Source organism: Marinomonas sp. IMCC 4694, from assembly GCF_008122525.1.
GTDB lineage: Bacteria > Pseudomonadota > Gammaproteobacteria > Pseudomonadales > Marinomonadaceae > Marinomonas.
Genome location: NZ_VSRV01000001.1, coordinates 1843291 through 1868940 on the forward strand (window position 1 = coordinate 1843291; position 25650 = coordinate 1868940).

A 25650-nucleotide genomic window follows, 5' to 3' on the forward strand; every position below is an offset into this window, starting at 1 on the left:
CTAAAATACAGCGCTAAAATACAACTCAAAAAATCGCTGCGCAGTTTAACAGATGACTTACATTTTCCAAATACTGAGTGTAAATGTGCGCGTTAATTCACGGAATATTTAATCACAATACCATTGAGACTGAACTTTTTCTTAATGTCCTCACGCATTTCCTCTAATGACTCGCGCTTAAATTCGGGGCCAACATACACCTTATAGAGTGAATTTGTTGTCAAGCTGTACGCATCGTAATTTGCTTTTTTTAACTTCTCAACCAAGCGCTGTGTATTCTCTTTGCTTTTAAATGTCGCTATCTGCAACGTCCAGCGATCAGCTGCCAGCTCAACTGCCGATTTTGACAAAGATTTCGAAGACTCAGCAGAAGCATTACTTTGGACATCGTTGGCCGATTTCGGCACAGGAATAAGCGTGATATCATCGTGGCTTTGGTCATTAGTGCTGGCCAAATCAGACGCCAAACTGTCTACAGGTTGAACGGTTGCGATGTCAATGGTAGGAAAATCAGGTGGATTCGAGATATCCACTCGCACATCTAATTCAGGCGGGCGCTCACCATCCAAAATTAACGGCAATACAACGGCGGCTGAAGCCACCATGATACCGGCACCTATCAGTCTGTATATAAGAGTTTTGTCTATCATGCATTACTCATTGTGAAGGGTCTGTTCAAGGTAGTTACAGACCGTCACAAATGACCCAAATACGACCACAGAACGTTGCTCCTCCTTTGCCCTTAATATGGCAGCATCAAAAGCATCAGTAACACAAGAATAGCCATGTACTTTGTTAAAATTTTGCTCAGAGTGGTTGGAAATAGACCGAATTAACTGGGAAGCGCTAGCGCCTCTTACCCCCTCTAAATCGGCACAAAACCATTCAGAAAAATGGCCGCTAAGATGTGCCATAACCTGGTCAATGTCTTTGTCTTTCAACATACCACACACTGCAATAGGCAAAGTGGCTAAACGATCGACACGATTGGCCAGCTCAAGGGCCGCTTCTGGGTTATGCGCCACATCAATATAAACATCGGGAGACACTTCAACCTGTTGAAACCGACCTGTTAACTGCACTGTTTGAAATAAAGTTTTTAAGCTATGTTGCTTGGGAGACAGACCCATATACACCAGTACAGCCACAACGGTCGCCGCATTTTGCAGCGGTAATGAGGGAATTGGCAACGCATCGAAACTCACTCCAGCGCCTTGCCAAGACCAGGCTGTTTCATCTGCATTAAACGTAAAGTCACGACCTTTCTGGCGAAGTAGCGCGCCGACTTGCTGTGCAGTAGTCGCGATCGTTTGAGGTGGATTTACCACGCCACTGATCAACAACTTATCTTTTCTTGCAATCCCCGCTTTTTCTTGGGCGATAACCTCAATATTATCACCCAACCAATCGGTATGATCCAAGGCAATTGAGGTCACTACTGCCACATCAGTATCAATCATATTTACCGAGTCTAGACGCCCTCCGAGACCGACTTCAAGTACCCAATAATCTAAATCAGAGCGGTCAAAAATCCATAAAGCGGCCAACGTACTAAATTCAAAATACGTCAGGGCAACACCATCACGGACAGTTTCTATGGCCTCGAACGCCTGACACAAAAGCTCGTCATTACAAGGTGAATCATTCAGAGCGATACGCTCGTTAAAACGAAGGAAATGAGGCGAGGTGTAGGTGCCAACAGAATCGCCTTGTGAACAAAGATATTGAGTCAACATAGCACAAGTTGATCCTTTGCCATTGGTACCCGCCACAGTAATTACTTGCTTATTGGGCCTAGACAAATTTAACCTAGCCAACACAGTTCTACCGCGAGCAAGGCCTAATTCTATTTCTGCAGGATGTTGGCTCTCAATGTAAGAAAGCCAACTCGCTAATGACGTGTGCGTCATCTAATCATGCCACCTTGTGATGAGTAAGCAGAGAAAGAATATTAAACAGACGATCACGCATTTCTTCACGCTTGATAATCATATCCAAAGCGCCCTTATCCAGTAAAAACTCGCTTCGCTGGAAACCTTCAGGCAATTTTTCACGAACGGTTTGCTCAATGACACGCGGGCCAGCAAAGCCGATTAATGCGTTAGGCTCAGCCACATTTAAATCGCCCAGCATCGCCAAAGAAGCTGACACTCCACCAAAAACAGGATCTGTCATAACGGATATATAAGGAATGCCTTCTTGCTTCATTCGCTCAAGACCTGCACTTGTTTTCGCCATTTGCATTAAGGAGATCAACGCTTCTTGCATACGAGCACCGCCGCTGGCAGAAAAGCACACAAGAGGGATACGTTTTTCTAAACAGACATTGACCGCCTGAATGAAACGTTCACCCACTATGGCCCCCATTGAACCGCCTAGAAAGCTAAATTCAAACGCCACTGCCACGACAGGCATTCCATTTAATGCACCTTGCATTGCGATAAGGGCATCTTTTTCGCCCGTGGCTTTTTGCGCATCGGCAAGACGATCCTTATAGCGTTTTGAGTCTTTAAATTTCAATTTATCCTCGGGCTCTAAGTGTGCACCGATCTCAATACGATCTTCTTTATCTAAGAAAATATCCAAACGACGACGAGCGCCTACTCTTAAATGGTGATTACATTTAGGACAAACATCTAAATTTTTCTCTAACTCTGGACGATAAAGAACGTTTTCACATTTAGGGCATTTCTTCCAAAGCCCTTCTGGCACTGAACCAGAGGCGTTACGCTTAGATTCACTGCGGACTAGGGATGGGACAAATTTATCTAACCAGCTACTCATTTTTTTCTCCAAATGTCTTTTTGACTCCACTTAAAGCATTCATTTCATTGCGCATGGAGCAAGAAAAACGTCGCCTTAAGCGTCAGCTATACGGTCTTTTTATGCGTGAACATTCACCCACGCCAAGTTTGTTGTCGTTGATAACAAGTAAATAAGATCCATCTCGTTATTTTGGGAGCATTCTACTACATTTGTCGCCTTTTCTGGAGACAGATCAACTAATAATTTGTTAACCACTTACACCGCCGCAGGAAGCATAGTGATCATAAAAACCCACTAAACCCACATAAATATCACCGCGACTCACACTTTGCCCCCTTTATAAAATCTCGTATTTTTTGCTCACACTTGACGCCCTTGGACAGTTCAACCCCCCCACTGACATCGACCGCATAAGGGGCAACTTGGTGAATGGCTTGCTTAACATTACTCGCCGTCAACCCCCCTGCCAAAACAATGAGCTTGGATAATTCGTTCGGAACCAATGACCAATCAAAAACGTCACCCGTACCGCCAGGAACACCCGCTTTATAAGCATCTAACAATATTGCGCATGCACTGGGATATTGATCAACCAACGCCACTATATCGTCACCTTTCTGAACTCTTAACGCCTTCATGTAAGGTCGATTAAAAACAATGCATTGCCCCTCTGACTCCTCGCCATGAAACTGAATCATCCAACGAGCACTTCCACTTATTACCGAAAAAATGCAGTCCTCAGAAGCGTCCACAAACAAAGCAACCGGCGTCACAAAAGGAGGCAACTTTGCAACAATGGCATTCGCTGTCTCTGGAGAAACATATCTTGGGCTTTTTTCATAAAAAACAAAACCCAACGCATCCGCACCATGGCGACAAGCCATTAATGCGTCATCAATATTGGTAATGCCACATACTTTAACTTTGCAACTCATGGAATGGCTCTTCAACGTAAGGTAAAAAATGAGGTCCTAAGCGACGCACGGGGACATTAAATGATTCGGGATACTGAGCATCAACAAAATAGAGACCCGTTGGCGGTGCCGTTATGCCACCTTTTGTCCTATCTTTTGCTTCTAACACGGCTTTAGCCCAGCTGACAGGCTCTTCGCCCGCCCCAATACTCATTAAAACACCGGCAAAATTACGTATCATATGATGCAAAAAAGCATTCGCTCTAACATCTAAAACGATATATTGACCCAACTGCTGCACATCAAAATGTAAAACAGTTCGAATGGGGGTGTTAGCCTGACACCCAACAGCACGAAATGATGAAAAATCATGTTTTCCAACAAAACATTTAGCGGCAGCTTTCATGAGCTCAACATCTAAGAGCTTGTAAATCCAAGTAACACCACTTGCCAAGATAGCAGGGCGCAAAGGAGAGGAATAAATCACATATCGATATCGGCGACTTATTGCACTGAAACGAGCATGGAAGTCATCTGCAACATAACTTGCCGCTAATACACTAATATCAGCAGGCAAATAAGTATTAACACCTAACGTCCACGCTCTTTCGTGACGCATTACATCAGTTTCAAAGTGCACCACTTGAGCACTGGCATGGACCCCGGAATCGGTACGACCAGCGCAAATCACCTTAACAGGATGATCTGCAATCACTTCTAATGCTTTTTCTAAATTTTCTTGAACACTAGGGACGCCATATTTTTGAGACTGCCAACCTTTGTACTCAGAACCGTTATACTCAACAATTAATACTACTTTACTAGTCACTTGGGAACATGCGCTCCATCATACTTTTCGCTTCAGCGATTTGCTGCTCATTACCAGACCCTACAACGTCGTCAAGAATAACTCTCGCGCCTTCCTCGTCCCCCATGTCCATGTAAGCTCTGGCTAAATCAAGCTTAGTTGCGACCTCATCACCGCTAGCATCAAAGAAATCAAACTCTTCTTCTTCATCACTTTCTACTTCATCTTGTGCCGCCTCAGCCTCACCAAAAGCCGGCGTTTCTAATAGGTCCTCTTGTTGTGCTTCTGCTAACGACTCTTCTATAGAATTTGCAAGAGAGTCTGATGGCGAGCCTTTAAAAACGGATGACTCATCAACATCGTCTTGTTCAACATCATTTAATAAACTTGAAACAAAAGACGCTTCTTCACTGTCTGCATCGTCACCGACCGCTAAATCATCGGCAAGATATGTATCGGGGGCCATAGTTGGAATGTCCTCCTCGACGAAAGCCTCAAGCTCATCCTCTTCGCCTAGCTCAACATCTAACTCATCACCATCATCTTCCGCCTCTGCATCGCTAAATGAAGCAAAAATATCTTCAACATCGTCATCTACAGTACTGTCAATGCCATTCAAAGCATCTGAGGACAAGGCTTCTGCTTTTACCGACTCTTCCGACGAAGAAACATCCTCATCAAGAGAACCAAAAGCATCAAAATCGCCATTTTCAGGGGCATCAAAATCAAACGCAAATGGGTCCTCTTCCTGATTTTGCTCTTCCGATTCGGCGGACAAAGCATCAGTTGCCGCTAAAGCCGCGATAGGAGCCGCCGCTGAAAGATCAAATTCATCCTTTTTTGGCGAATCTTGTGCCTCTTGTTTTTTACCACCACGACGCATCACTAAACCGATTAAAAAGCCCAGCATTAAAATAATAACCGCGCCAATTGACACAATAATTGGGTTACCAAATATTTGATTAGTTAATGAATCTGCTTCGGCCTGTTCTTTTTCACGACGAATCTGGTCAGCTTCAAGTAACTGATCAACGGTATTCTTTTGCTCTTGAAGTGACTGCTGAGCACTAGTGAACTGCTGCTGCAGCTCCGCCATCTGCTTATCTTTTAAACTAATGAGTTGCTCTAATGTTTCCAGCTGCTTATTAAGCTCACCCAATTGACTAGACAACTCATTTTTTTCACGCTGCTCCTTGTCTAACATTTCTTTTGATGCAGACAATTCACTTTGCAGTGCGCTCATCGACCCTTCACTTTCTCCAACATTGGAACTGGCCGAATCTTCAGGCAACAGACTCTGCCCTGAAGCCAGGGTCAGCTTATCGCCATTATCATTTGGCGTATTAGAAGCAGACTTGGACTTAGCTTGAGTATTTAATTGCGCCTGATCAACACCCGCCCCTTGCCGGCTACTTTTTAGCGCCATCCATGCATCATGCTGACGTTGAAATTCTGCTTTGGAGATGGCCTCATTAAACAATGACACCTGCTCCTGCGTAGGCAAACGTAAAACAGCCCCTTCTTTCAATAAATTAATATTATCTGAGTAAAAAGCCTCTCTGTTTAAGGCTTGAATCGCCATCATCGTTTGGTAAATAGTTAATTGATTAGCCGGTTTATTTTGCCCAGCCACAGACCACAACGTATTACCCTTGACGACACTTTGTCGCCCTTTAATTGGCATACCCTGTGCTGACATCCTAGATTGAGCAAAAACAGATTCATTGATAGCTGTAGACTGAGTGGGCGCCAAAGACGAAGATTGAACTACTTCACTTTGAGATTTGGAGACTAAAGCGGACTGATTTAATGGGGCTTTATACTCACGCACAACCTGACCACTTGGCCAACGCGCCGCTAAAATGAAACGCAGTTCATCCACTAACAGAGGCTGATCTGAAGCGATGGCCACAATAAGCGAGGTATTTTCACGAACCACATCAAACTTTAATTGAGACAACACTCTTGTCGGCATAAAACCTGCCTGGCGAAACTCACTTTCACTGCCAAGTCGTATCAAAATATCATTACTGGTTAATACTCCAACATCAGATAATTCTATCTTTCCACGATAGGGCTCATTCAAATTTGATTGGGAAGTCAGCTCACCCAACTCCAAGGCGTAACTGCTGGACACATACAATGCAGTTGACACAGCAATACTGACGAGGGTTTTTCTGAGCATAAGCTTCCCTTTTGATTCTTAATAATAAATTCAACAATGAAAACAAGTATCTTACACAGATGAGCATTTATCAACAGCTTTAGAATCAATGGTTTGCCGTTACAATAAAAACATAGCTTTAATGGCTTTAACCTGTCTGTCAAAAATATGCTTCAAGCATCAGTCCAGTCAAAAAAAAGCCCCACTAAATAGCGGGGCTCTTTTAAAAACAAGAAGTTACAGGGGGATTACATCATTCCGCCCATACCACCCATTCCGCCCATACCACCCATATCTGGCATACCAGCGTCGTCTTTAGGCATATCAGCAATCATCGCTTCTGTGGTGATCATAAGACCCGCTACAGAGGCCGCTGCCTGAAGTGCAGAACGAGTCACTTTTGCTGGATCTAGGATACCCATTTCCAACATATCACCGTATTCGCCAGTCGCTGCGTTGTAACCAAAGTTACCTTCACCTTGCTTAACTTTATCGACCACAACAGAAGCTTCATCTCCAGCATTTGTTACGATCTGACGCATAGGGGCTTCCATCGCACGAAGAGCCAATGCGATACCAACGTTTTGATCTTCATTATCACCCTCAAGATCAACTACTTTGGTCAAAGCGCGAACCAAGGCAACACCGCCACCAGCGACCACACCCTCTTCTACAGCAGCACGTGTCGCATGCAGCGCATCGTCCACACGAGCTTTTTTCTCTTTCATTGCTACTTCAGTCGCGGCACCGATTTTGATCACAGCAACGCCGCCAGCCAATTTAGCAACGCGCTCTTGCAGCTTCTCTTTATCGTAGTCGGATGAAGAATTGGCAATTTCAGCTCGAATCTGTTCTACACGACCCGTAATGTTTGCAGCAATACCCGCACCATCAACGATCGTCGTACTTTCTTTTGTTAAAGTAACGCGTTTAGCCGTACCTAACTGCTCTAAAGTAGCTGTTTCTAGACTCAAGCCTACTTCTTCAGAAATAACCGTAGCACCAGAAAGAACCGCAATATCTTCCAACATCGCTTTACGACGGTCACCAAAGCCTGGCGCTTTAGCCGCAGCAACTTTAACAATACCGCGCATGCTGTTTACTACTAAAGTCGCTAGCGCTTCACCTTCTACATCTTCTGCAATGATCAACAAAGGACGTGACGCTTTAGCAACACCTTCCAAAACTGGGAGCAATTCGCGAATATTAGTAATCTTTTTATCAACCAAAAGAATGAACGGGTTTTCAAGCTCTGCACTCATGGTTTCTTGGTTATTGATAAAGTAAGGAGATAAGTAACCACGATCGAATTGCATGCCTTCTACGACAGCAAGCTCATCATCAAAACCAGAGCCTTCTTCTACTGTGATAACACCTTCTTTACCTACACGTTCCATCGCTTCTGCGATAATACGACCAACAGAAGCATCAGAGTTTGCAGAAATAGTACCCACTTGCTCAACAGCACGTGTGTCGGCACAAGGCGTTGAAAGCAAAGCTAACTCTTTCACAACCGCCGCCGCCGCTTTATCGATACCACGTTTTAGATCCATCGGATTACGACCAGCAGCGACAGACTTCAAACCTTCTGTAATCAAGGCTTGAGCCAAAACAGTCGCGGTTGTTGTACCGTCACCTGCTACATCGTTAGCTTGTGACGCCACTTCTTTCACCATTTGAGCGCCCATGTTTTCGAATTTATTCTCTAATTCGATTTCTTTGGCAACGGTAACACCATCTTTCGTAATAAGAGGAGAACCAAAAGACTTCTCAATAACAACGTTACGGCCTTTTGGCCCCAAAGTCACTTTTACTGCATCTGCAAGAACATTAACACCACGTAGCATTTGCTGACGTGCGCTGTCTCCAAATTTAACTTCTTTCGCTGACATTCTAATATACCTTTGACTGTTTTAAGTGTTACAAATCGGTTTCGAATTGCAAAAGAAACTAGGCTTCAACAACACCGTAGATTTCTTCTTCTTTCATAATAAGCAATTCTTCACCGTTGATTTTAACGGTCTGGCCAGAGTATTGACCAAACAAAACCTTGTCACCAACGTTAACGGCCAATGCTTGTACATCACCGTTAGACTGAATACGACCCGTACCCACCGCTAGAACTTCACCTTGTGTAGGCTTTTCAGTAGCAGATCCAGGCAGTACGATACCAGAAGCGGTCGTTGTCTCTTCTTCTTTACGGCGAACAACGACACGATCGTGCAGAGGACGAATATTCATCAATCATTTTCTCCAATTAAAACAATACCAGGACACCTGGCGGGATGTTACCTCGCTTACCGCGAGAATCTATATTGGCCTTATATACGGCTTCTAAACCGTAATTCAACCCAATTCAGCAATTATTTTTTATTCATTACTTTTTATCAATTAGGTCATTATCGTCATTGACATACTCGCCTTCGATAACATCACCCTCTTGTCTCGATGAATGATGAGTGCGACCACGCCACTGCGTACCACGGGACATCATGGCGCTAACAAACTTCACAATCAGGCCGGCTGCAAATAACTTTCTTAATGGCGGAACCAGTAGCAACGCCCCAAGAGCATCCGTCACAAAGCCAGGAATTAACAAGCACAATCCCGCAAAAATCAACATAATCCCTTCGGCCACTTCTGATGCAGGCAGCTCACCACGACGCATTTTTTCTTGCGCTTTAAGTGAGGTTTCCAAGCCTTGCTTGCGGATCAGCGTAACACCAACAATAGCGGTTAAAAAAACCAATCCAATCGTGGTTAGGCTGCCTATTTTACTGCCAACTTGTATCAGTACCGTCAGCTCAATAATCGGCACTAAAATAAATAATAAAAGAGCAAACCTCATGAGTACCTTCTTTGTTAAACTACTATTTGTTGTTATTGACTATCTATGGGCATACCAATGACTAATCAAGCAATGACACAGTTTAAATCTCAAGTCCTGCTTATTTTGTATGAATTACCCGCTGAACAATGTATTACCTATGGTGAGTTAGCTAAACAGTCAGGCTTTCCGGGTTACGCAAGACAAGTTGGGCAATTAATGAAGTCTCTGCCAAAAGAAACAACGCTACCTTGGCATCGTGTTGTGAACGCGCAACGTAAGATTAGCTTTGCAGAAAATACGGAGGCGTACATAAGACAAAAAAACGCATTAGAAGAGGAAGGCTGGCTCATCATAGGCAACAAACTAGTCACCTGCAATGAGCTCAGTTAACAGATCAAGTAACGTGAAGTCTAGTTAATCCCTAAAGTTCGTAAACTGTACTGGCTGAGCTAAATCAGCCCCGCGCAACAGAGCCATCACTTGTTGCAAATCATCGCGCTTTTTACCCGTAACACGCAACTGGTCGCCTTGTATTTGAGCTTGCACTTTGGCTTTGCTGTCTTTGATCATTTTGACAATTTTCTTTGCTTCGTCCGTTTCTAGGCCTTCTTTCATTTTTACTGCTTGCGATGCACGCATGTTGCCTTTAATCACATCTTCTTTTTGCAAACTTTTCAGATCGATACCGCGAGCAACCAGCTTTTGATTCAAAATATCAGACATCTGCACCAGTTGTGGTTCCGCTTCCGCCTCCATCACCACGTTGGTTTTGTCTTTGATTTCATAGTGCGCTTTTACGCCTTTAAAATCATAGCGGGTGGTGATTTCTCGGTTGGCTTGATCCACAGCATTACTGACTTCATGCCAGTCTAGCTCAGATACTACGTCAAATGATGGCATTTTCTGCTCCTTTGCATTTTCAAATAGGTATTTTGAGGCGATAATAACAGGGATTGAAATAAAATACCTTATGGAAACCTATTATGAAGAACACGCCTTGGTTAATTATCGGCGCTGGCGCTATCGGTCTTTTTTGGGCCTGTAAGCTTGAAAAGCTCGGAAATAAAGTCCACCTAGTGTATCGATCTGAAAATCCAGGCAACAAACTCACACTAGAATCACTCACCGACGACGAGGGCCAACAGCAAATCCGTGTCTCAAAGCACAAAGTTAAAAGCCTTACGGCCAACAATATCAACCAACAATACGACAAAGTCTTGCTGTGCACAAAATCCTTCGACCTAAAGCATGCTTTTGAACAAGTAGCCAACCATATTACGACGGAGGCCAATATAGCGTGTTTGTGTAACGGCATCGGCGCACAAGCTGAGTTACAAAGCGTTCTACTGGATACCCAAACACTTTGGGCGGGAACCACCAGTGAAGGGGTAATAAAAATTGAAGCCAATCACATAAAACACACAGGGCTTGGTGATACCTATTTTGGCCCATGGCGCTCGACAGATACGCCACTGTCTTTTCCAATAGAAGACATGACAGTGAGCAACATACATCAAAGGATGATCGAAAAGCTGGCCGTCAACGCCGTCATCAACCCCATTACCGCTATTTTCAATATCCACAATGGCGACATTTTAAATGATGAATTTAAACCTCTAGTTCAAGCAACCCTATCAGAATTAGCCAGCGTATTTACGCACCCAAAATTCAGTCTTTCCCAACAAAGCCAACACTTAAGCGTCGATAATCTGAAGAATCGAGTGCATACCATAGCGCAACTGACACGCCTTAACCGCTCCTCAATGCACGAAGACATTCGATTACACCGCCAAACAGAAAACAGCTTCATCTCTGGCTTTTTACTCGACAACAGCCCAATAGACTTGCCGATTCAGCGGTTACTGTATGAAGGGATTGCATTCGCAGAACAACGAGAAGAAATCAAAAAAAAGCTGCTAAGCGTTACTTAGCAGCTTTCTATCAAAAAAGAAGGCGATTTAATTTTATAGCTTACTGATTTTCTCTTTTGTAAGTGAGATTTTCTTTTCTTTATAAAGAGCGCCCAATGCCTTTTTGTACGTCGCCTTACTCACTTTAAACACCGCGTAAATGGCTTCCGGAGACGCCTTGTCTGTCAAAGGAGACTCGCCGCCCTTTTCATCTAAGTACTGCAAAATATCATCTAATATGTTGCGCACTTTTTTATAGCCGACTTCTTGCAAGCTCAGGTCGATTTTACCGTCTTCACGCATTTGCTTGATGAAACCAACGGTTTTTTCGCCTTTACGAAGCTGCCTAAACGCATCTTCAAAAAACAACACACCCCAAAAGCGATCATCAATGACGCATTTAAAACCAATATTGGTCTTATCACCAATAATAATGGACACTTTATCGCCCACTCGGTACGGTGCTTCTTCACGATTCAACAACGCATCAATACGTGTAGTAGCCACAATCCTATTGGTGATATTGTCTAAATAAATAAACAGAAGATGCGTCTCACCCTCTTCAACTCGGTTCTTTTGTTGACTAAAAGGCACCAATAAATCTTTCGGCAATCCCCAATCAAAAAAAGCACCGACCTGATTAACCTCTATGGCCGTCAAACCGGCAAACTCACCAACTTGCGCTTTAGGAAAGTCGGTGGTTGCGATCAGCTTATCGTCTGAATCCAAGTAAACAAATACTTCAACGTCTTGATCCACGACCAAGCCCTTCGGCACGTAACGTTTCGGCAATAGAATTTCGCCTAAATCACCTGCATCCAAGTACACGCCAAAATCTTTTTCTTTAACGACTCTTAATGTATTTAAGCGTCCAATTTGAGTAGCCATGAATTCTCCAATAGCAATTTTTTGCGCACTATACGCACTTCATTGATAAGCGCAATACAGCGAAGTTTATATCATGCCCCGCCAACGTCTATTTTCATACAATGGGCAAAAATAGCATCCAGTTTAGCGCGCCCAAGAGCGTCCATCTTATCAACATTCTGCTCAGGAATCGTAGTGGTATCACCATAAAACTCAACGGCCTTATCCACACTGGCTTCCCTTAGAAGATGCAACATTGGATAGGGCGATCGATTGGTGTAATTCGATACCTCATCTGACTCGGCGCCTGAAAAACAATAGTCAGGATGAAAAGTCGCGAGTTGATACACGCCTTCACACTCTTGCTCAAACATCATCTCTTCCGCCATGTCTACAAAGTCTAAATACCGGTGAAAGTCTTTAAACAACGTAGGAAAAATCAGCAAAGTGGTTTCGGTTTCTGGATGCTCATCCAACCACTGCACTTCTACCATCAATTCCTCAAGTGCGACTTCGATCTTTTTCGAACGCAACACCACACAACGCACGCTGTCTTTTTCCACTTCACGCTTGGCAAAAGGGCACACATTTAACGCAACTATAAACTCATTTACCCACTTCATCGTTTGGGCAGCAACCAATTCATCCGATAACAACATAGCGCATCTTCTTATCAATATTTCGCTTTATTTTAGAACAAAGCCATGCAGGGGTCTAACTTATCCAAGCTTCTGCCTAGGTTTCAATGTCGAAATAGGAGAAAACAAGGTATTATGAGAAACATTAAGGGGACAGACTCATTGCGCTGTGCCATTTTATCCCGTTACAGAGAGTTTACATGTCATTTGCCGACCTAGATTTGGATCCAACCATTGAACAAGCCATTCACGATCTTGGCTTCGAAACCGCAACAGAAATACAAGAAAAAGCCATCCCCATTGCTTTAGACGGTTCAGACCTTCTCGCTACCGCCCCTACTGGCACAGGTAAAACCATCGCTTTTTGTGCGCCCGCGATTCAACACATTTTAGACCGCGACGAGCAATCAACCACGGCCCCAAAAGTGTTAATTTTGGCCCCTAGCCGAGAGCTTGCTAGACAAATTTACAACGTGGTTGAGCAACTAACCAAACACACGCGCATTCTTTCTCACCTTATTATTGGCGGCATACCCTATGGCATGCAGCAGCAGCAACTGAGCGAAAACTGCGACATTTTAGTGGCGACACCAGGACGTTTGGTCGAGTTGGACGAAAAACAATGGCTAGACTTAACCGACGTGTCTTACTTCGTTATCGACGAAGCGGATCGCATGTTAGACATGGGTTTTGTGAGCGCCATTAACCACATTGCAAAAGAACTGCCATCAGAACACCAAACCCTGATGTTTTCTGCCACACTAGAAGGCGAAAAAATGGGCCGCTTTGCCAGCGCCTTATTGAACAGCGAAACACAGCAAATTCGTTTGGGTGAATCGTCTCGTACTGTGCCAAGTCAAATTCGTCAAATCGCCTACCGCGTCGACAGCGAAGAACACAAAGAAGCGGTGCTCAAGCATTTGTTAACGCAAGACCGCGTTCAACAGGCGGTTCTGTTCGTATCAAACCGTGAGCATGTCGATGTTTGGGTGCAACGCATTCGTAACATGGGCTTAATGTGCGATGGCTTACATGGCGAAATGAAACAAGGCGACCGCAGCGAACACATGAAACAAATGAAACGTGGTCGCTTGCAAGTACTGGTCGCCACCGACGTGGCATCTCGCGGTATCGACCTTCCAGAAATCAACACCGTGATCAACCTGCGCTTACCTCGCAAAGCGGACTCCTACATCCACCGTGCCGGACGCGCTTCCCGTGAAGGCGCACCAGGCGACTGCGTATCTTTGATCGACATTAATGACTTACCGATGATCGAAAAAATTCAGCGTTTCATGCAAGCCAACATCAAATTCGGTCGTATCGAAGGGCTAGAAGCCAAAACCAAAGCCCGCTCGCCAAACGCCAAGAAAAACAAAAAGAAAAAACCAACGGACAAAAAAGCCATCGCAGCGGCCGTAAAAGCCAAAAAATCCGCAGCCAAAAAATAGCCGTTCTTCACCTTAGTTATGGCCATTAAAAAAGCGCTTTGCAGTTTGCAAAGCGCTTTTTTGTTTCCAAATAACTGAACGAATCGACGATTTAAATCGGGTCAAATTTCAAGGTGTGAAATTTGCGTTTTGCTTTGGTTTCCAGGTAAAGGCGGTTGTGCTGATTAACATGCACTTTCGTCGGCACAAGTTCGACAACGTCAATGCTGTTGTCTGTGAGTTGCTGCGCTTTATCAGGGTTGTTGGTAAGTAGACGCACTCTCGTCACGTCTAGTGCTGTGAGCATATCCGCTGCGACGCCAAAGTCTCGGCCATCGTCGGGCAGGTGGAGCATTTCGTTTGCTTGATACGTGTCGTACCCTTGGTCTTGCAACGCATAAGCTTCTAGTTTGGCGTACAAGCCAATGCCGCGACCCTCTTGTCGCAAATACAAAATATAACCGCCCTCTTCGTTAATAAGGTCTATGGCTTCGTCTAGCTGTTCACCACAATCGCAACGGCCAGAGCCAAATACATCGCCGGTTAAACACTCTGAGTGTAAGCGCACTAAAGGAATGTAATCGTCGGTTTTCTCTTTTTTACCTTCAAAATAAATGCCGATGTGTTCTTTACCGGTATCGTCGCCGTCAAAGGAAATAAACTCAGCCATCACATCACCCGCCCTGACGGGGATCATCACTCGACGCTTTATTGCTAAATTGCTCATACTTTGTCTCTTTCTAGGGAATGCTTTTTCTGGAGATGGTCTGTTTCAACACTATGGCTCAATAATTAGGCCATTATTGTAAAATTCAACACCCTGTTACTGTGTAACATTACTTTTAGTATTATTTTTAGAGTAAGTGCTTCAATGGCATAGCGGTACTCTCTTTTACACTGCGCAGCAAAAAGCTCGACTGAACACCCGTTACGCCAGGAATGCGCGTTAGCTTGCCCAATAAAAAATCATGGTATTTCTCCATGTCTTCCACCACTACTTCGAGCAAATAATCGCAGTTTTGACCGGTAACCAGATTACAACGAGTTACTTCTGAAAAATCAGCGACCTGCTCTTCAAAAACACTAAATCGATCGGGTGTATGGCGATCCATGCTGATTTGGATAAATGCGGTGAGCTTTAAACCCAAAAAAGAACGTTTTAAGATCGTGACCTTGCGATCGATCACCCCGGATTCTTCTAGTGCCTTAACACGTCGCAAACATGGCGATGCCGATAAGCCCACCCGATCGGCCAACTCTTGATTCGTTAAGCTAGAATCTTGCTGCAATTCCTGCAAAATCCTCAGATCAATCTTATCAAATCCCATATAAACCTGCTTATACTGCTAAATAATAGACACTATACGCAATATAATGCCATTTAGATTGATATTTACCTAGAAAAACGCAATCTTTTACTCCACAAAGTTCGCTATGATAGAAACATGGAAATCACTTAACCAAGTGAGCGTAATACTAATTTGAGCTACCCGCTCTTTCAGAACAGTAAAGGAAAGCAGATGACTTCTTTTGACCATACAAAATACCGCCCTTTTAAACCTGTTGCGTTAGCAAATCGAACCTGGCCTGATAACACCATTACGACGGCCCCTATTTGGTCTAGTGTTGATCTTCGCGATGGCAACCAAGCCCTTGTAGAACCTATGACGGTTGAACAAAAGAAGCAGTTTTTTGCCTTACTGGTTGACGTTGGCTTTAAGGAAATCGAAGTAGGTTTTCCGGCCGCCTCTCAATTGGATTTTGATTTCGTCCGTTGGTTAATTGAAGAAGAGCAAGTGCCAGACGACGTGTATATCCAAGTCTTAACCCAAGCGCGCCCTGAACTTATTGCTCGCACTTACGAGTCATTAAAAGGCGCTAAAAAAGCCATCGTACACGTTTACAACTCCACCTCGACCACTCAGCGCGAGCAAGTGTTTCGCTTGGACATGGCCGGCATCAAAAAAATTGCGGTCGATGGGGCCATATGCGTCAAAGAACACGCTGAAAAACACCCTGAAACAGAATGGATTTTCCAGTATTCACCAGAAAGTTTTACCGGCACAGAAATTGATTTCGCGATAGAAGTCGTCGATGCTGTCACTGACGTATGGCAGCCAACGCCAGACAACAAGGTGATTATTAACTTACCCGCCACGGTGGAAGTGTCTACCCCAAATCGTTACGCCGACCAAATCGAATACTTCTGTCGCAACGTGCAAAAGCGCGACAGTATGTTTGTCAGCTTGCACACTCATAACGATCGCGGCTGTGGCGTCGCGGCTGCGGAGCTTGGCATCATGGCCGGTGCAGATCGTATCGAAGGCACCTTACTTGGCAATGGCGAACGCACCGGAAACATGGACGTGGTCACCATGGCCATGAACATGTACAGCCAAGGCATTGATCCAAAATTAAGCTTAGGTGACATGGACCGCATCATCAGCGTGGTGCAAGCCTGTACCTTATTGCAAGTTCACCCACGTCATCCTTACGCAGGTGAACTGGTTTTCACGGCTTTTTCTGGCTCTCACCAAGACGCCATTAAGAAATGCTTGGCAAACCAGACAGACGACAAACCATGGGACGTGGCGTATTTGCCAATCGACCCACGTGATGTAGGTCGCAGCTACCAAGAAGTGATTCGTGTTAACAGCCAGTCCGGCAAAGGCGGCATTGCTTACACGCTTGAGCAAGAATACGGCTTGGCTTTGCCTCGCTGGTTACAAGTTGAGTTTAGCCCGATTGTGCAGCAGTTCGCTGAAAAAGACGGCGGCGTCGTAGATGCTAAATCCATGAGAGATTTGTTTGAAACTCACTTCATGACCGGAACCTTACCTTTTAAGTTGGGCAAATATGACCTAACAAAAGACGACGTAGACACAGTAAATGCTCAGTTAGTCAACGCAGAAGGTACTGTCAAAATTACGGGTAATGGCAATGGCGCTTTATCGGCATTCAGTGAAGCTTTAGGAGAGTATTTTGGTATGCGCGTTGATATTATTCAATATCAAGAACATGCATTGACGGTTGGTAGCGACTCTCAGGCTATTGCTTATGTTCAAGCTAACATTAATGGCGATCGCTATAACGGTGTTGCCATTAACAACGATATTGTATCGGCCTCTATGCAAGCACTGCTTGCAACCGTAAACCAAAAAGTATCAGAACAGCATTAAACGATTCGATACTAAAATACACTTACATACTTAAAAACCAACTTACTGTCGCGAACCACGTGATAGTAAGTGATTTTATAAACCCGAGCCCCTTTTCGTGTTCGGGTTTTTTATGCATTTTATGTCCCATTTTAATACTCCGCTTAAACCATCCTATTAGGGATGAAAAACGACCCTGTTCCGCCCAGCGTCTTTTGCTTCGTATAACAATTGGTCTGATCGTTTTAGCAAAGACGAAGGAGTATGCTCGCTAGAATCGGCGAATAGCACAGCGCCGATGCTGGCCGTCATCGGGATCTCGATATCGTTGTATTTAATAGGCTTTTCTGCAATGCAAAGGCGATAACGATCAAACGCGGCTACGACATTTCCTTCATCAATGTTGGTTAATATGAGGCCAAACTCCTCACCACCCAAGCGGCCAATAAAGTCACCTTCTCGAAGATAAGACTTTAGCCTACTGACTATCTCAACCAAAACAGCGTCACCGGCATCGTGACCAAACACATCATTCACATCTTTGAACTTGTCTAAATCAAACATGCCACACGCCAACGATCGCCCATGACGCTGTGTATAGATCATTTCATACTTCAAGGCATTTTCAAAAGCCCGACGATTCGCCACGCCTGTTAAGTAGTCGGTCGACGCTAATTTCTCGAGCACAGCATTTGTTTCTACCAGACGGCGTCTCATGTCAGCAATTCGCTTCATCGCTAACATTTTAACCGCCAATACTCTTTGATTAATGGGTTTGATTAAATAGTCATCGCCACCTGCGAGAATGCCATCGACAATGTCGTCATCTTCCGTGCTGGCACTCAAAAAAATAACGGGGAGCCATTCCTGCTTTTGCTGCTGCTGAATGTTGCGAATGGATTTTACCGTATCAAATCCATTTAAATTTGGCATCTGCACGTCCATCAAAATGAGGTCTAAATCATGACAATGCTCGACAAACTTCACAATACCTTCTTGGCCGCTGCTTGCCTCTATGATCTTGTAGCCAAGCTTTGACAAATGGAACTTAAGCAACAGTCGGTCTGTTTTGATGTCGTCCACTATCAATACATTCATAAGCTTGCTACCACACGCTGAAGTTCATTTTTCGTATTTTGATACGTCATGGATATTTCGTGTAATTTTTCTGTCAATTCAGGCACCGCTTTTTGACGGCTTTCTTGCTCAAGTTGCCCCACCATTGATGACAAACGCATGGCACCCATACTCTGGCTAACCGACTTAAGACTGTGTGAAAGCTGAAACAGCGCGGTATAATCCAACGCCACTTCATGGCTTAGAATTTTATAAAATGACTCCGTAATTCGGTCGGCGTCTTCAAAAAACGCGTCCACCAGCAATAAGAAATCTTCCGCTAACACAGTTTTTAACTCTAAAATCACGGCCTCATCAATGAGCACACCAGATGGTAAATTAAAAAAAGACGCTCCAGATAACTCATCCTCGCTTACCAGACTCTGACCTTTCTGATCCTCACTCGGCAACCACTTATCTAACATCTTAATCAGCTCCTTTTGTTTAAAAGGTTTTGGTATTAACCCATCGCCACCAGCTCGAAACACGTCTGTCCGTGTTTGTGGTCTAACGTCTGCAGTCAATCCCAAGATGGGAACGCGCTTTAAACAATCCTTTCTTTCCACTTGTCGAATACGACGAGTGGCGGTAAAGCCATCCATGCCCGACCATGCCTAACACACCATTCAACGGCGTTCTTATTTCATGGCTGATGTCGCTAAGAAGGTGCCATGACTTTAACGCTATCAAATACCCTATCAAGACGCGCTTTATCTTCACGATGAACACACGCAGCCAATATTAACACCGGGTTAGTGTGTATGTTTTACTAAACCAAATAAACGATACATCCAATCATCACAGAGCAATGTATTTTCTTGTAAATCCGACTACCTCACCCCTAAGGGGGTCGCATCGGCGCAATCGATAAACGTACCTTGGTATCAAGCCTTTTCCGCTCAAGTTCTAATCGCTCACTCACATCGCGAATGTGTGCGATGTACCCTCCCAGACGGTTGTCTGGATTACGAATCATGCTACCAATCGTTTCAGCATGAAACACCCTACCTTGCTTATTTTTAGCGGCGATTCAACACCTCGCCAACCGTGACGTCGTAGGTCTTACCCTGGCGAATACAATCACTGTTATTGCCAGAAACTTTATCAGCTTCCATTACTACGTCAGACTTCAACAAGGTCGTCAGTAATTCGACCAAAGTACCAATATCCACTTCTAACACCAGAGCAACTGTCAGACATGGCTTATCACTCAAAAAAGCAAACTCGCCCCACTAGGCAAAGGTTCAACAATTACGATGGAAGGGCCGTGAAATTGAGAAAAAACGAAGGAAATGGGGTGATTTTTTTGATATCAAGGTGTCGAGTGGCATTCAACAACTGAGGACAATCGATCTGCCCATTCAAGGACGCCCTCATGACCAGAATACAAAACCTAACCCTCTTGAAAAATAATGCCTGCACAAGGCATTCTCATCAGAAACTTTGCAACGCTTTTTGCAACCCTTAAAGAAGCCTCTAGTTCATCCATGCAGCATCTCCTGCCAATCAAAACAGAGGATTCGGATTCTGTTATAAAAATTAGTAATGATTTACGGCAACAGTTTGTCTATTAACACGCAATCTTTGGTGTCATTACGGCTGGCCTTCACTTTATCCAGAATTTTTTGAGCGACGTCTTTTTGACGCTGTGAAATGTATTTAGAATCCACCGTTTTTTCGACGTTTTCAAGGTAGGTGTTTAATTTAGGCGTGCAGTAATCATCAAAAGCAAAAGAATGACCGGAGGTAAAAATAGCGGTCGCACTAACCAACACAATTGAGAGTGATGTTTTGATCAACATGGTTTTTCCTAATATAGGGATTAATTAAGAAAAAATTAGACCATAAGGTGAGGAAAATTTAAACCTAAAGCGCCATTTGCATGACACCCTTTACAAAGTTAAACCAGAAATCCCCTGATAAAAACAAAAGTACCGCCAACATTAAATTAAGTACCGCTATCAGAAGCGTATTTAATTTAATGCCAATGACACTTGCAATAAAACAGCCTTCACCAGCTACAAAATAACCATTATGAATGGCAATGATTTGTAAACGCTTTTGATGAAAACGACGTTTCGAGCCACCCCAAAAAATGACGGCATAAAAAATGACGACTTCAAAAAATTGAAGTCGGCTTTAGATTTATTTTCAGGATGACGTTATCCGCTATGGTGCCGGAAACGAGAATCCATTATTTGAAAACACGTTTTCTCACGCTTTCTAAGCGCTTCAAAATTGCGTCCATACGTTCTGGTTTTACCATGAATTCTTGGAAACCTTTCATGCCTTCTTGCGCCATGCTCGGATCCGTATCACGGTCATAAAATTGAGCCGTACCAGACGCATTGTTTAGCATGTCCACGCCCTTGTTCAAAAAGTAATTATCAGGCGCATGGGCTTTTTTATGCGGTGGAATTTGCAATAACGCCGCATTCACCAAGGTCTGATTATCAGCACGCGCCATAAACTCTAAGAATTTACGTGCGTCTTTTTTATTGGCTGCTTTAGCAGGAATATGAATGGTATCCATTGGTGCGTCTTCTGCCATGCCAATCGCCGGATCAATTTGTGGGAATTGGAAGAAGCCCATTTTCCCATCAAGTTCTTTCGGGAAGTTTGGCGCAATAAAGTTACCAATTAAATACATCGCCGCTTTGCCGTTGTACATAAATGGTTGCGCTTCTTGCCAAGAATAAGACGCATGATTTTCTAGGAAATAGCCGTTATCCACCAATACCTTCCAGTGTTCAAACGTTTTACGAACACGAGGATCCGTGTAAGGAATTTTTCCATCCATTAAATCAATATGAAAATCCAAACCATTGGTTCGCATGTTTAAATAATCGAACCAACCCGCAGCGGTCCACAAATACTTAGTACCAATTGCGATTGGTGCAATGTCATTGGCTTTTAGCTTGGCATTAACCGCAAGGAATTCATCCCATGTTTTCGGTTCAGAAAGGCCTAACTTGTCAAAAATGTCTTTTCGGTAATAAATGCCCCATTGATAATAAGTGTAAGGAACTCCCCACTGTTTATCATTAATCGTCATCGCCGGTGTGGCAGAAGGCATGTTGGCTTTTAAATCTTCTTTTTTCCAAACATCACTCACGTCTTCAAACAAACCGCGATCAACAAACGCCTTCATGCGATTGCCCGCATACCAGAAAACAACGTCTGGTGGACTGGTCGACAACCAATTACGAATAGCGGTCTTATAACCTTCTTTGTCATACAAGTTGTATTTGACAGTAATATCCGGGTTTTCCCCTTCAAATTTTTGCACGATTTCAGCAAACGCTTTTTTCGGTGCCGGGTCGGCCTGATCTGAGTTGATCACCAAGGTGCCTGCGTTGGCAATGGAAACGGCCGTCAATGCCATGGCACCGACTAATAACGATTGAATTTTTTTCATTTAACTAAGCCCTCTTTTTATTTTATTAATTGGAACTGGGTTTCATTATTGACCAGCCCTAACACATAATCAATAAAAGAAACCAAGTTCCACTTTATTTATTGCGCTTTTCTAACGTTTTTTCCAAATCGACACACCCGCCGCCGCTAAATGGCGGTCACCAATGACCAACTCCGCCTCTTCTGGTTCAAAAAACACCTCGTGAGACGCGTAATTAAAGGCAAAAATGACGTTGCCACGCTCACGAACACGCACCCCTTTCGGCAAGTAAACGCTCGACAACCCTGCGGCTTCGGCCAACTTGGCCAAACTCGCTTTTAGTAAGCCATTGTCGATGCAAGAACCAAGATAAAAATGACGCCCTTCTCCCATCAACACAGGGTTGCCACCATCGTCCTTTAGCAAACACGGCAGTGTCGTTTTAATTTGTTCATGCCAATGCATTAGATTTCCCGTGCCCCAACGGCCAGATACTGCTGGCTGAGTGTGATTAGGCAACGCATCAACACGTTCTACCGTCAGCGGCAATAAGCTCGCCAATGGCCCAGGCGCAAGGTTGTCAGGAATTTGATACGTATCGGTTTTGCTGCCCGTTCTAGGCCCCGCTAGCAACACACCGTTAAACGCAGTCAGCCTTGTTTGTAACGCAGGCGAGATATGCGCCTGCGCCGGTAAAACCAGCAATTCGTACGTATCCAAGGACGCACCACTGGAAATGATATCGACAGACAAGCCCAGCTCACGTAGGGCTTCATACAGGCGATAACACCAGAATACATAACGATAAGCGCGTGATTGAGGTTGAATATCCAACGACCAACAGGCGTTGTAATCAAACATCAATGCGACTTTTCCTGCGCTCGGCAAGGACATCAACGCTTCCGCGTCCAACCCAAGCGATTCGGCCAAGGCTTTCACTTCTCCGGCAACCACAGCGGCTTCTTGTGCGGCTTCGGCTTCTTGTGCATCCGGTCGCAATAAACCCGCGTGCATTTGTTCTTGTCCGAAAGGCGCCTGACGCCAACGGAAATACGAGACGAGTTCCGCGCCATGAGAAAAGGCTTCCCACGTCCATAAACGCACTGCGCCATTTGCCGGCGTTGGGTTATGTGGTGCCCAATTCACTGGCCCCGGTTGTTGCTCCATAATCCACAAACGACCTTTACCGCAACCACGATACAAATCATGATGAAACGCACCAAAATCAGGATGACCAACGCGTAAATACGTGTGTTTTTCTTCTTCGGTATAAATGGTTTCTTGATCCAAAAAGCCCAGTGGGTAGGTATCCCAACTCGCCACATCCAAATCTTGACCGACTTTGTGATGGTCAAATGCCGTAAAAAAGCCCATGTAGTTATGGACTAAATCACGGCCCGCAGAATATTCTCGCAGAATAGCCACTTGCAACTTATTAAAGGCAACCACTTGGTCTGAACAACAACGCTGAAAGTCCAAACGATGGGATGGATTGGCTTCGGTCACGGTCAAATTGGGCAATTCAATTTCATCGAACGAACGATAATCCATGCTCCAAAAGACATTGCCCCACGCTTTATTTAACGCCGCAATCGTGCCGTATTTCTCTGTCAACCAAATGCGAAACGCGACCAAATCCGTTTCGGCGTAACTCAAAATGGTGTTGTGACAGCCGTATTCATTATCGGTCTGCCAAGACGCTACGGCAGGATGCTGACCATAGCGCTCCGCCATCAACGTCACTATTCGACGGCACTCTTCTCGATATTCAAGACTGGCAAACGTGTAATGACGACGAGAGCCAAAGCCTCGCACTCGCCCCTGCTCGTCTTTTGCCAACATAGAAGGATGACGATCCACCAGCCACTTTGGCGGTGTTGCGGTGGGCGTGCCTAAAATCACTTTCAAGCCATGAGCGTGGAGAATGTCCAACGACTCATCCAGCCATTGCCAATGTAACTCATTGGGCTCTGGTTCAATCGTGCTCCAGCTAAACTCACCAATACGAACGTATTCGATGCCAATGCGCCGCATGTGTTGTGCATCTTCCACCCATCGGCTTTTTGGCCAATGTTCAGGGTAATAACAAACGCCTAATTTCATTCTCTATGCTCCTGCAAAAGGCTGGCTTGGCGCACCGGCAATGTTCATCTTGGTTAAATCAATCGCCACCACATGACCCGCCAACGGTTGATTCGCCAGCGTTTCATCACTCGTTGCCACACTGGCCGACGTGATAAATAAGGTCATGCCATTCTCGCCGCCAAACACACAACACGTTGGTTTAGAAAAAGGCAATTCAATCGTTTGTAGTACTTCGCCATCAGGGCTATAGCGCACCACGCGAGCGCCGTCCCAATTGGCATTCCACAAACAATCGTCGGAATCGAGACAAGAACCGTCCGCACCAATGCCCTCTTCTACTTCGAAATATGGCTTTTGTTTACGCACGTCATAAAACTCAGGATACGGAAAAGCGTGCACCTTTCTCGTCATGGAATCGCCAAAATAAAAGCGCCCGCGTGATTCGTCCCACGCCAGTGTATTGGCAATGCCAATGCCTTCTAACATGAGCGTTTTTTTGCCTTCTGGTGTGATTTTCCACAGTCGACCCGACGCGACCTTTTCGGCGTCGTCCATCGTGCCAACCCAAAGCACGCCATTCGGGTCGCACTTAGCGTCGTTACTTCGATTGCCAACAATGTCGGTGTCTAAATCGCACAGGTGTTCTAACTCGCCAGTCACTTTGTCTAAATACGCAACTTCATCCGACAGAGCGACTAACAGACGATCGCTCTGTGTGGTAAACACCGCAGAGACTTTTTTCGGCAACGTCCAATGTTGCGTTTCATTCGACGCTTGGTGCCAACGCCACACTTGGCAAGCGGGAATGTCGACCCAATATAAGGCTTGCTCGGCTTGGCTCCAAAATGGCCCTTCTGCTAATTGATGGCGCTGAGTACTGATTTGCTTCATTATTTTTATTCTCCTCTTGCCTTTTTTTAGTCTAAAGCACTTACTTGGAAAGCCTTCCAAGCCGCCGCAAAAGCCTGCGCATTGGCTTTCGTCGCTTCCACGGATTGCCCTTTTTTGTATAAGGCCGAACCCAAACCAAAGCCACGTGCGCCCACATTCAAATAGTCGGCCATATTGTCTGGCGTGACACCACCTACCGGACACAACCAAGTGTCGGCTGGAATTACCGCCCCTAAGGCTTTCACCACATTGATCGTTGGCAAGGCTTCTGCCGGAAATAATTTCACCGCATCTGCGCCCGCGTGCAACGCCGCAAACGCTTCACTTGCGGTAAAGAACCCCGGCATGGCGAACAACCCCGCCACTTTCGCGGCTTTAATCAGTTCTGGATCCGTGTGCGGACACACCATTAATTTTGCGCCCGTGGCAACCAATTCGGTCAATTGCCCCATGGTCAATACGGTACCCGCGCCAATCACGGCCTGATCGCCAAAGGTCTCTTGCAACAAGCGAATACTGACAAACGGTTCTGGCGAATTCAGCGGCACTTCGATCAAACGAAAGCCCGCGTCAATCAGAACGCGGGTATGCTCAACCACTTCGTCTTTTCGAATGCCTCGTAAAATGGCCACCATGGGGAACGCTTGCATCAGTGCATCAAAAGAATGTGTCATGT

Annotated in this window: 27 protein-coding genes; 4 read left to right on the top strand and 23 right to left on the bottom strand. The window is 44.8% G+C overall.

From position 1 onward, the window contains the following. Nucleotides 1-92: 92 nt before the first annotated feature. The 9 genes from FXV75_RS08390 to FXV75_RS08435 form a co-directional block, all read right to left on the bottom strand. Nucleotides 93-650 (bottom strand): SPOR domain-containing protein, encoded by a 558-nt coding sequence (locus tag FXV75_RS08390; RefSeq protein ID WP_262368496.1) that lies wholly within the window; start codon nucleotides 648-650, stop codon nucleotides 93-95. Nucleotides 651-653: 3 nt separating this feature from the next. Next, a complete protein-coding gene (gene folC / locus FXV75_RS08395) occupies nucleotides 654-1910 on the bottom strand; it encodes a bifunctional tetrahydrofolate synthase/dihydrofolate synthase (protein ID WP_148832454.1) in 1257 nt (418 codons plus the stop codon). Between the two features lie 4 nt (nucleotides 1911-1914). Next, on the bottom strand, nucleotides 1915-2784 hold the full coding sequence (gene accD, locus FXV75_RS08400; RefSeq protein ID WP_148832456.1) for an acetyl-CoA carboxylase, carboxyltransferase subunit beta: 870 nt from the start codon (nucleotides 2782-2784) through the stop codon (nucleotides 1915-1917). A gap of 293 nt (nucleotides 2785-3077) precedes the next feature. After that, nucleotides 3078-3701: a phosphoribosylanthranilate isomerase gene (locus FXV75_RS08410; RefSeq protein WP_148832458.1), complete on the bottom strand. Its 624-nt coding sequence runs from the start codon at nucleotides 3699-3701 to the stop codon at nucleotides 3078-3080. After that, a complete protein-coding gene (truA, locus tag FXV75_RS08415; protein WP_148832460.1) occupies nucleotides 3685-4509 on the bottom strand; it encodes a tRNA pseudouridine(38-40) synthase TruA in 825 nt (274 codons plus the stop codon). The genes FXV75_RS08410 and truA overlap by 17 nt, the downstream gene beginning before the upstream one ends. Then, complete coding sequence (locus FXV75_RS08420; protein WP_148832462.1) at nucleotides 4502-6673, bottom strand: FimV/HubP family polar landmark protein; 2172 nt, start codon at nucleotides 6671-6673, stop codon at nucleotides 4502-4504. The genes truA and FXV75_RS08420 overlap by 8 nt, the downstream gene beginning before the upstream one ends. Before the next feature lie 227 nt (nucleotides 6674-6900). Further along, a complete protein-coding gene (gene groL / locus FXV75_RS08425; RefSeq protein ID WP_148832464.1) occupies nucleotides 6901-8544 on the bottom strand; it encodes a chaperonin GroEL in 1644 nt (547 codons plus the stop codon). Nucleotides 8545-8602: 58 nt separating this feature from the next. After that, the gene (locus FXV75_RS08430) at nucleotides 8603-8893 is read right to left on the bottom strand and encodes a co-chaperone GroES (protein WP_148832466.1); all 291 of its coding nucleotides are present in this window, start codon (nucleotides 8891-8893) and stop codon (nucleotides 8603-8605) included. 136 nt (nucleotides 8894-9029) lie between these two features. After that, nucleotides 9030-9500, bottom strand: coding sequence for an FxsA family protein (locus FXV75_RS08435; protein ID WP_148832468.1), 471 nt, complete (start codon nucleotides 9498-9500; stop codon nucleotides 9030-9032). A 57-nt stretch (nucleotides 9501-9557) separates the two neighbouring features. On the opposite strand from FXV75_RS08435, the gene FXV75_RS08440 reads away from it, so the two are divergent. After that, nucleotides 9558-9872, top strand: coding sequence for an MGMT family protein (locus FXV75_RS08440; RefSeq protein ID WP_148832470.1), 315 nt, complete (start codon nucleotides 9558-9560; stop codon nucleotides 9870-9872). A gap of 24 nt (nucleotides 9873-9896) precedes the next feature. Here the strand turns inward: FXV75_RS08440 and FXV75_RS08445 are convergent, their stop codons facing one another. Next, a complete protein-coding gene (locus FXV75_RS08445; RefSeq protein WP_148832472.1) occupies nucleotides 9897-10382 on the bottom strand; it encodes a YajQ family cyclic di-GMP-binding protein in 486 nt (161 codons plus the stop codon). Between the two features lie 83 nt (nucleotides 10383-10465). Between FXV75_RS08445 and FXV75_RS08450 the strand changes: the two genes are divergently transcribed. Next, entirely contained in the window at nucleotides 10466-11413 is a 948-nt protein-coding gene (locus FXV75_RS08450; protein WP_148832475.1) for a ketopantoate reductase family protein, read from the top strand. Nucleotides 11414-11446: 33 nt separating this feature from the next. On the opposite strand, the gene FXV75_RS08455 is transcribed toward FXV75_RS08450, so the two are convergent. Further along, a complete protein-coding gene (locus tag FXV75_RS08455) occupies nucleotides 11447-12280 on the bottom strand; it encodes a S1 RNA-binding domain-containing protein (protein ID WP_148832478.1) in 834 nt (277 codons plus the stop codon). A gap of 71 nt (nucleotides 12281-12351) precedes the next feature. Continuing rightward, nucleotides 12352-12918: a DUF1415 domain-containing protein gene (locus tag FXV75_RS08460; RefSeq protein ID WP_148832480.1), complete on the bottom strand. Its 567-nt coding sequence runs from the start codon at nucleotides 12916-12918 to the stop codon at nucleotides 12352-12354. Between the two features lie 179 nt (nucleotides 12919-13097). Between FXV75_RS08460 and FXV75_RS08465 the strand changes: the two genes are divergently transcribed. Beyond that, nucleotides 13098-14348: a DEAD/DEAH box helicase gene (locus tag FXV75_RS08465; protein WP_148832482.1), complete on the top strand. Its 1251-nt coding sequence runs from the start codon at nucleotides 13098-13100 to the stop codon at nucleotides 14346-14348. Nucleotides 14349-14439: 91 nt separating this feature from the next. Here FXV75_RS08465 and ribA read toward each other — a convergent pair whose 3' ends face one another. Continuing rightward, entirely contained in the window at nucleotides 14440-15054 is a 615-nt protein-coding gene (ribA, locus tag FXV75_RS08470) for a GTP cyclohydrolase II (RefSeq protein WP_148832484.1), read from the bottom strand. 127 nt (nucleotides 15055-15181) lie between these two features. Beyond that, on the bottom strand, nucleotides 15182-15655 hold the full coding sequence (locus tag FXV75_RS08475) for an Lrp/AsnC family transcriptional regulator (protein ID WP_148832486.1): 474 nt from the start codon (nucleotides 15653-15655) through the stop codon (nucleotides 15182-15184). 192 nt (nucleotides 15656-15847) lie between these two features. On the opposite strand from FXV75_RS08475, the gene leuA reads away from it, so the two are divergent. Then, complete coding sequence (gene leuA / locus FXV75_RS08480; protein ID WP_148832488.1) at nucleotides 15848-17506, top strand: 2-isopropylmalate synthase; 1659 nt, start codon at nucleotides 15848-15850, stop codon at nucleotides 17504-17506. Between the two features lie 156 nt (nucleotides 17507-17662). On the opposite strand, the gene FXV75_RS08485 is transcribed toward leuA, so the two are convergent. The 9 genes from FXV75_RS08485 to FXV75_RS08525 form a co-directional block, all read right to left on the bottom strand. Further along, nucleotides 17663-18583 (bottom strand): diguanylate cyclase, encoded by a 921-nt coding sequence (locus tag FXV75_RS08485; RefSeq protein WP_148832490.1) that lies wholly within the window; start codon nucleotides 18581-18583, stop codon nucleotides 17663-17665. Next, nucleotides 18580-19203, bottom strand: a complete 624-nt coding sequence (locus FXV75_RS08490) for an Hpt domain-containing protein (RefSeq protein ID WP_148832492.1) — start codon at nucleotides 19201-19203, stop codon at nucleotides 18580-18582. Before FXV75_RS08490 ends, FXV75_RS08485 begins: the two co-directional genes overlap by 4 nt. Before the next feature lie 239 nt (nucleotides 19204-19442). Further along, nucleotides 19443-19631 carry a PAS domain S-box protein gene (locus FXV75_RS08495; protein WP_148832494.1) on the bottom strand — a complete coding sequence of 63 codons (189 nt, stop codon included), beginning with the start codon at nucleotides 19629-19631 and terminating at the stop codon, nucleotides 19443-19445. After that, the gene (locus FXV75_RS08500) at nucleotides 19621-19815 is read right to left on the bottom strand and encodes a hypothetical protein (protein WP_148832496.1); all 195 of its coding nucleotides are present in this window, start codon (nucleotides 19813-19815) and stop codon (nucleotides 19621-19623) included. The genes FXV75_RS08495 and FXV75_RS08500 overlap by 11 nt, the downstream gene beginning before the upstream one ends. A gap of 336 nt (nucleotides 19816-20151) precedes the next feature. Next, the gene (locus FXV75_RS08505) at nucleotides 20152-20403 is read right to left on the bottom strand and encodes a hypothetical protein (RefSeq protein ID WP_148832498.1); all 252 of its coding nucleotides are present in this window, start codon (nucleotides 20401-20403) and stop codon (nucleotides 20152-20154) included. Nucleotides 20404-20795: 392 nt separating this feature from the next. Beyond that, a complete protein-coding gene (locus FXV75_RS08510; RefSeq protein ID WP_024022689.1) occupies nucleotides 20796-22019 on the bottom strand; it encodes an ABC transporter substrate-binding protein in 1224 nt (407 codons plus the stop codon). Nucleotides 22020-22130: 111 nt separating this feature from the next. Next, a complete protein-coding gene (locus FXV75_RS08515; RefSeq protein WP_148832500.1) occupies nucleotides 22131-24101 on the bottom strand; it encodes a beta-galactosidase in 1971 nt (656 codons plus the stop codon). A gap of 3 nt (nucleotides 24102-24104) precedes the next feature. Further along, on the bottom strand, nucleotides 24105-24974 hold the full coding sequence (locus FXV75_RS08520) for an SMP-30/gluconolactonase/LRE family protein (RefSeq protein WP_148832502.1): 870 nt from the start codon (nucleotides 24972-24974) through the stop codon (nucleotides 24105-24107). A 26-nt stretch (nucleotides 24975-25000) separates the two neighbouring features. Beyond that, the gene (locus FXV75_RS08525; RefSeq protein ID WP_148832505.1) at nucleotides 25001-25648 is read right to left on the bottom strand and encodes a 2-dehydro-3-deoxy-6-phosphogalactonate aldolase; all 648 of its coding nucleotides are present in this window, start codon (nucleotides 25646-25648) and stop codon (nucleotides 25001-25003) included. Nucleotides 25649-25650: the final 2 nt, after the last annotated feature.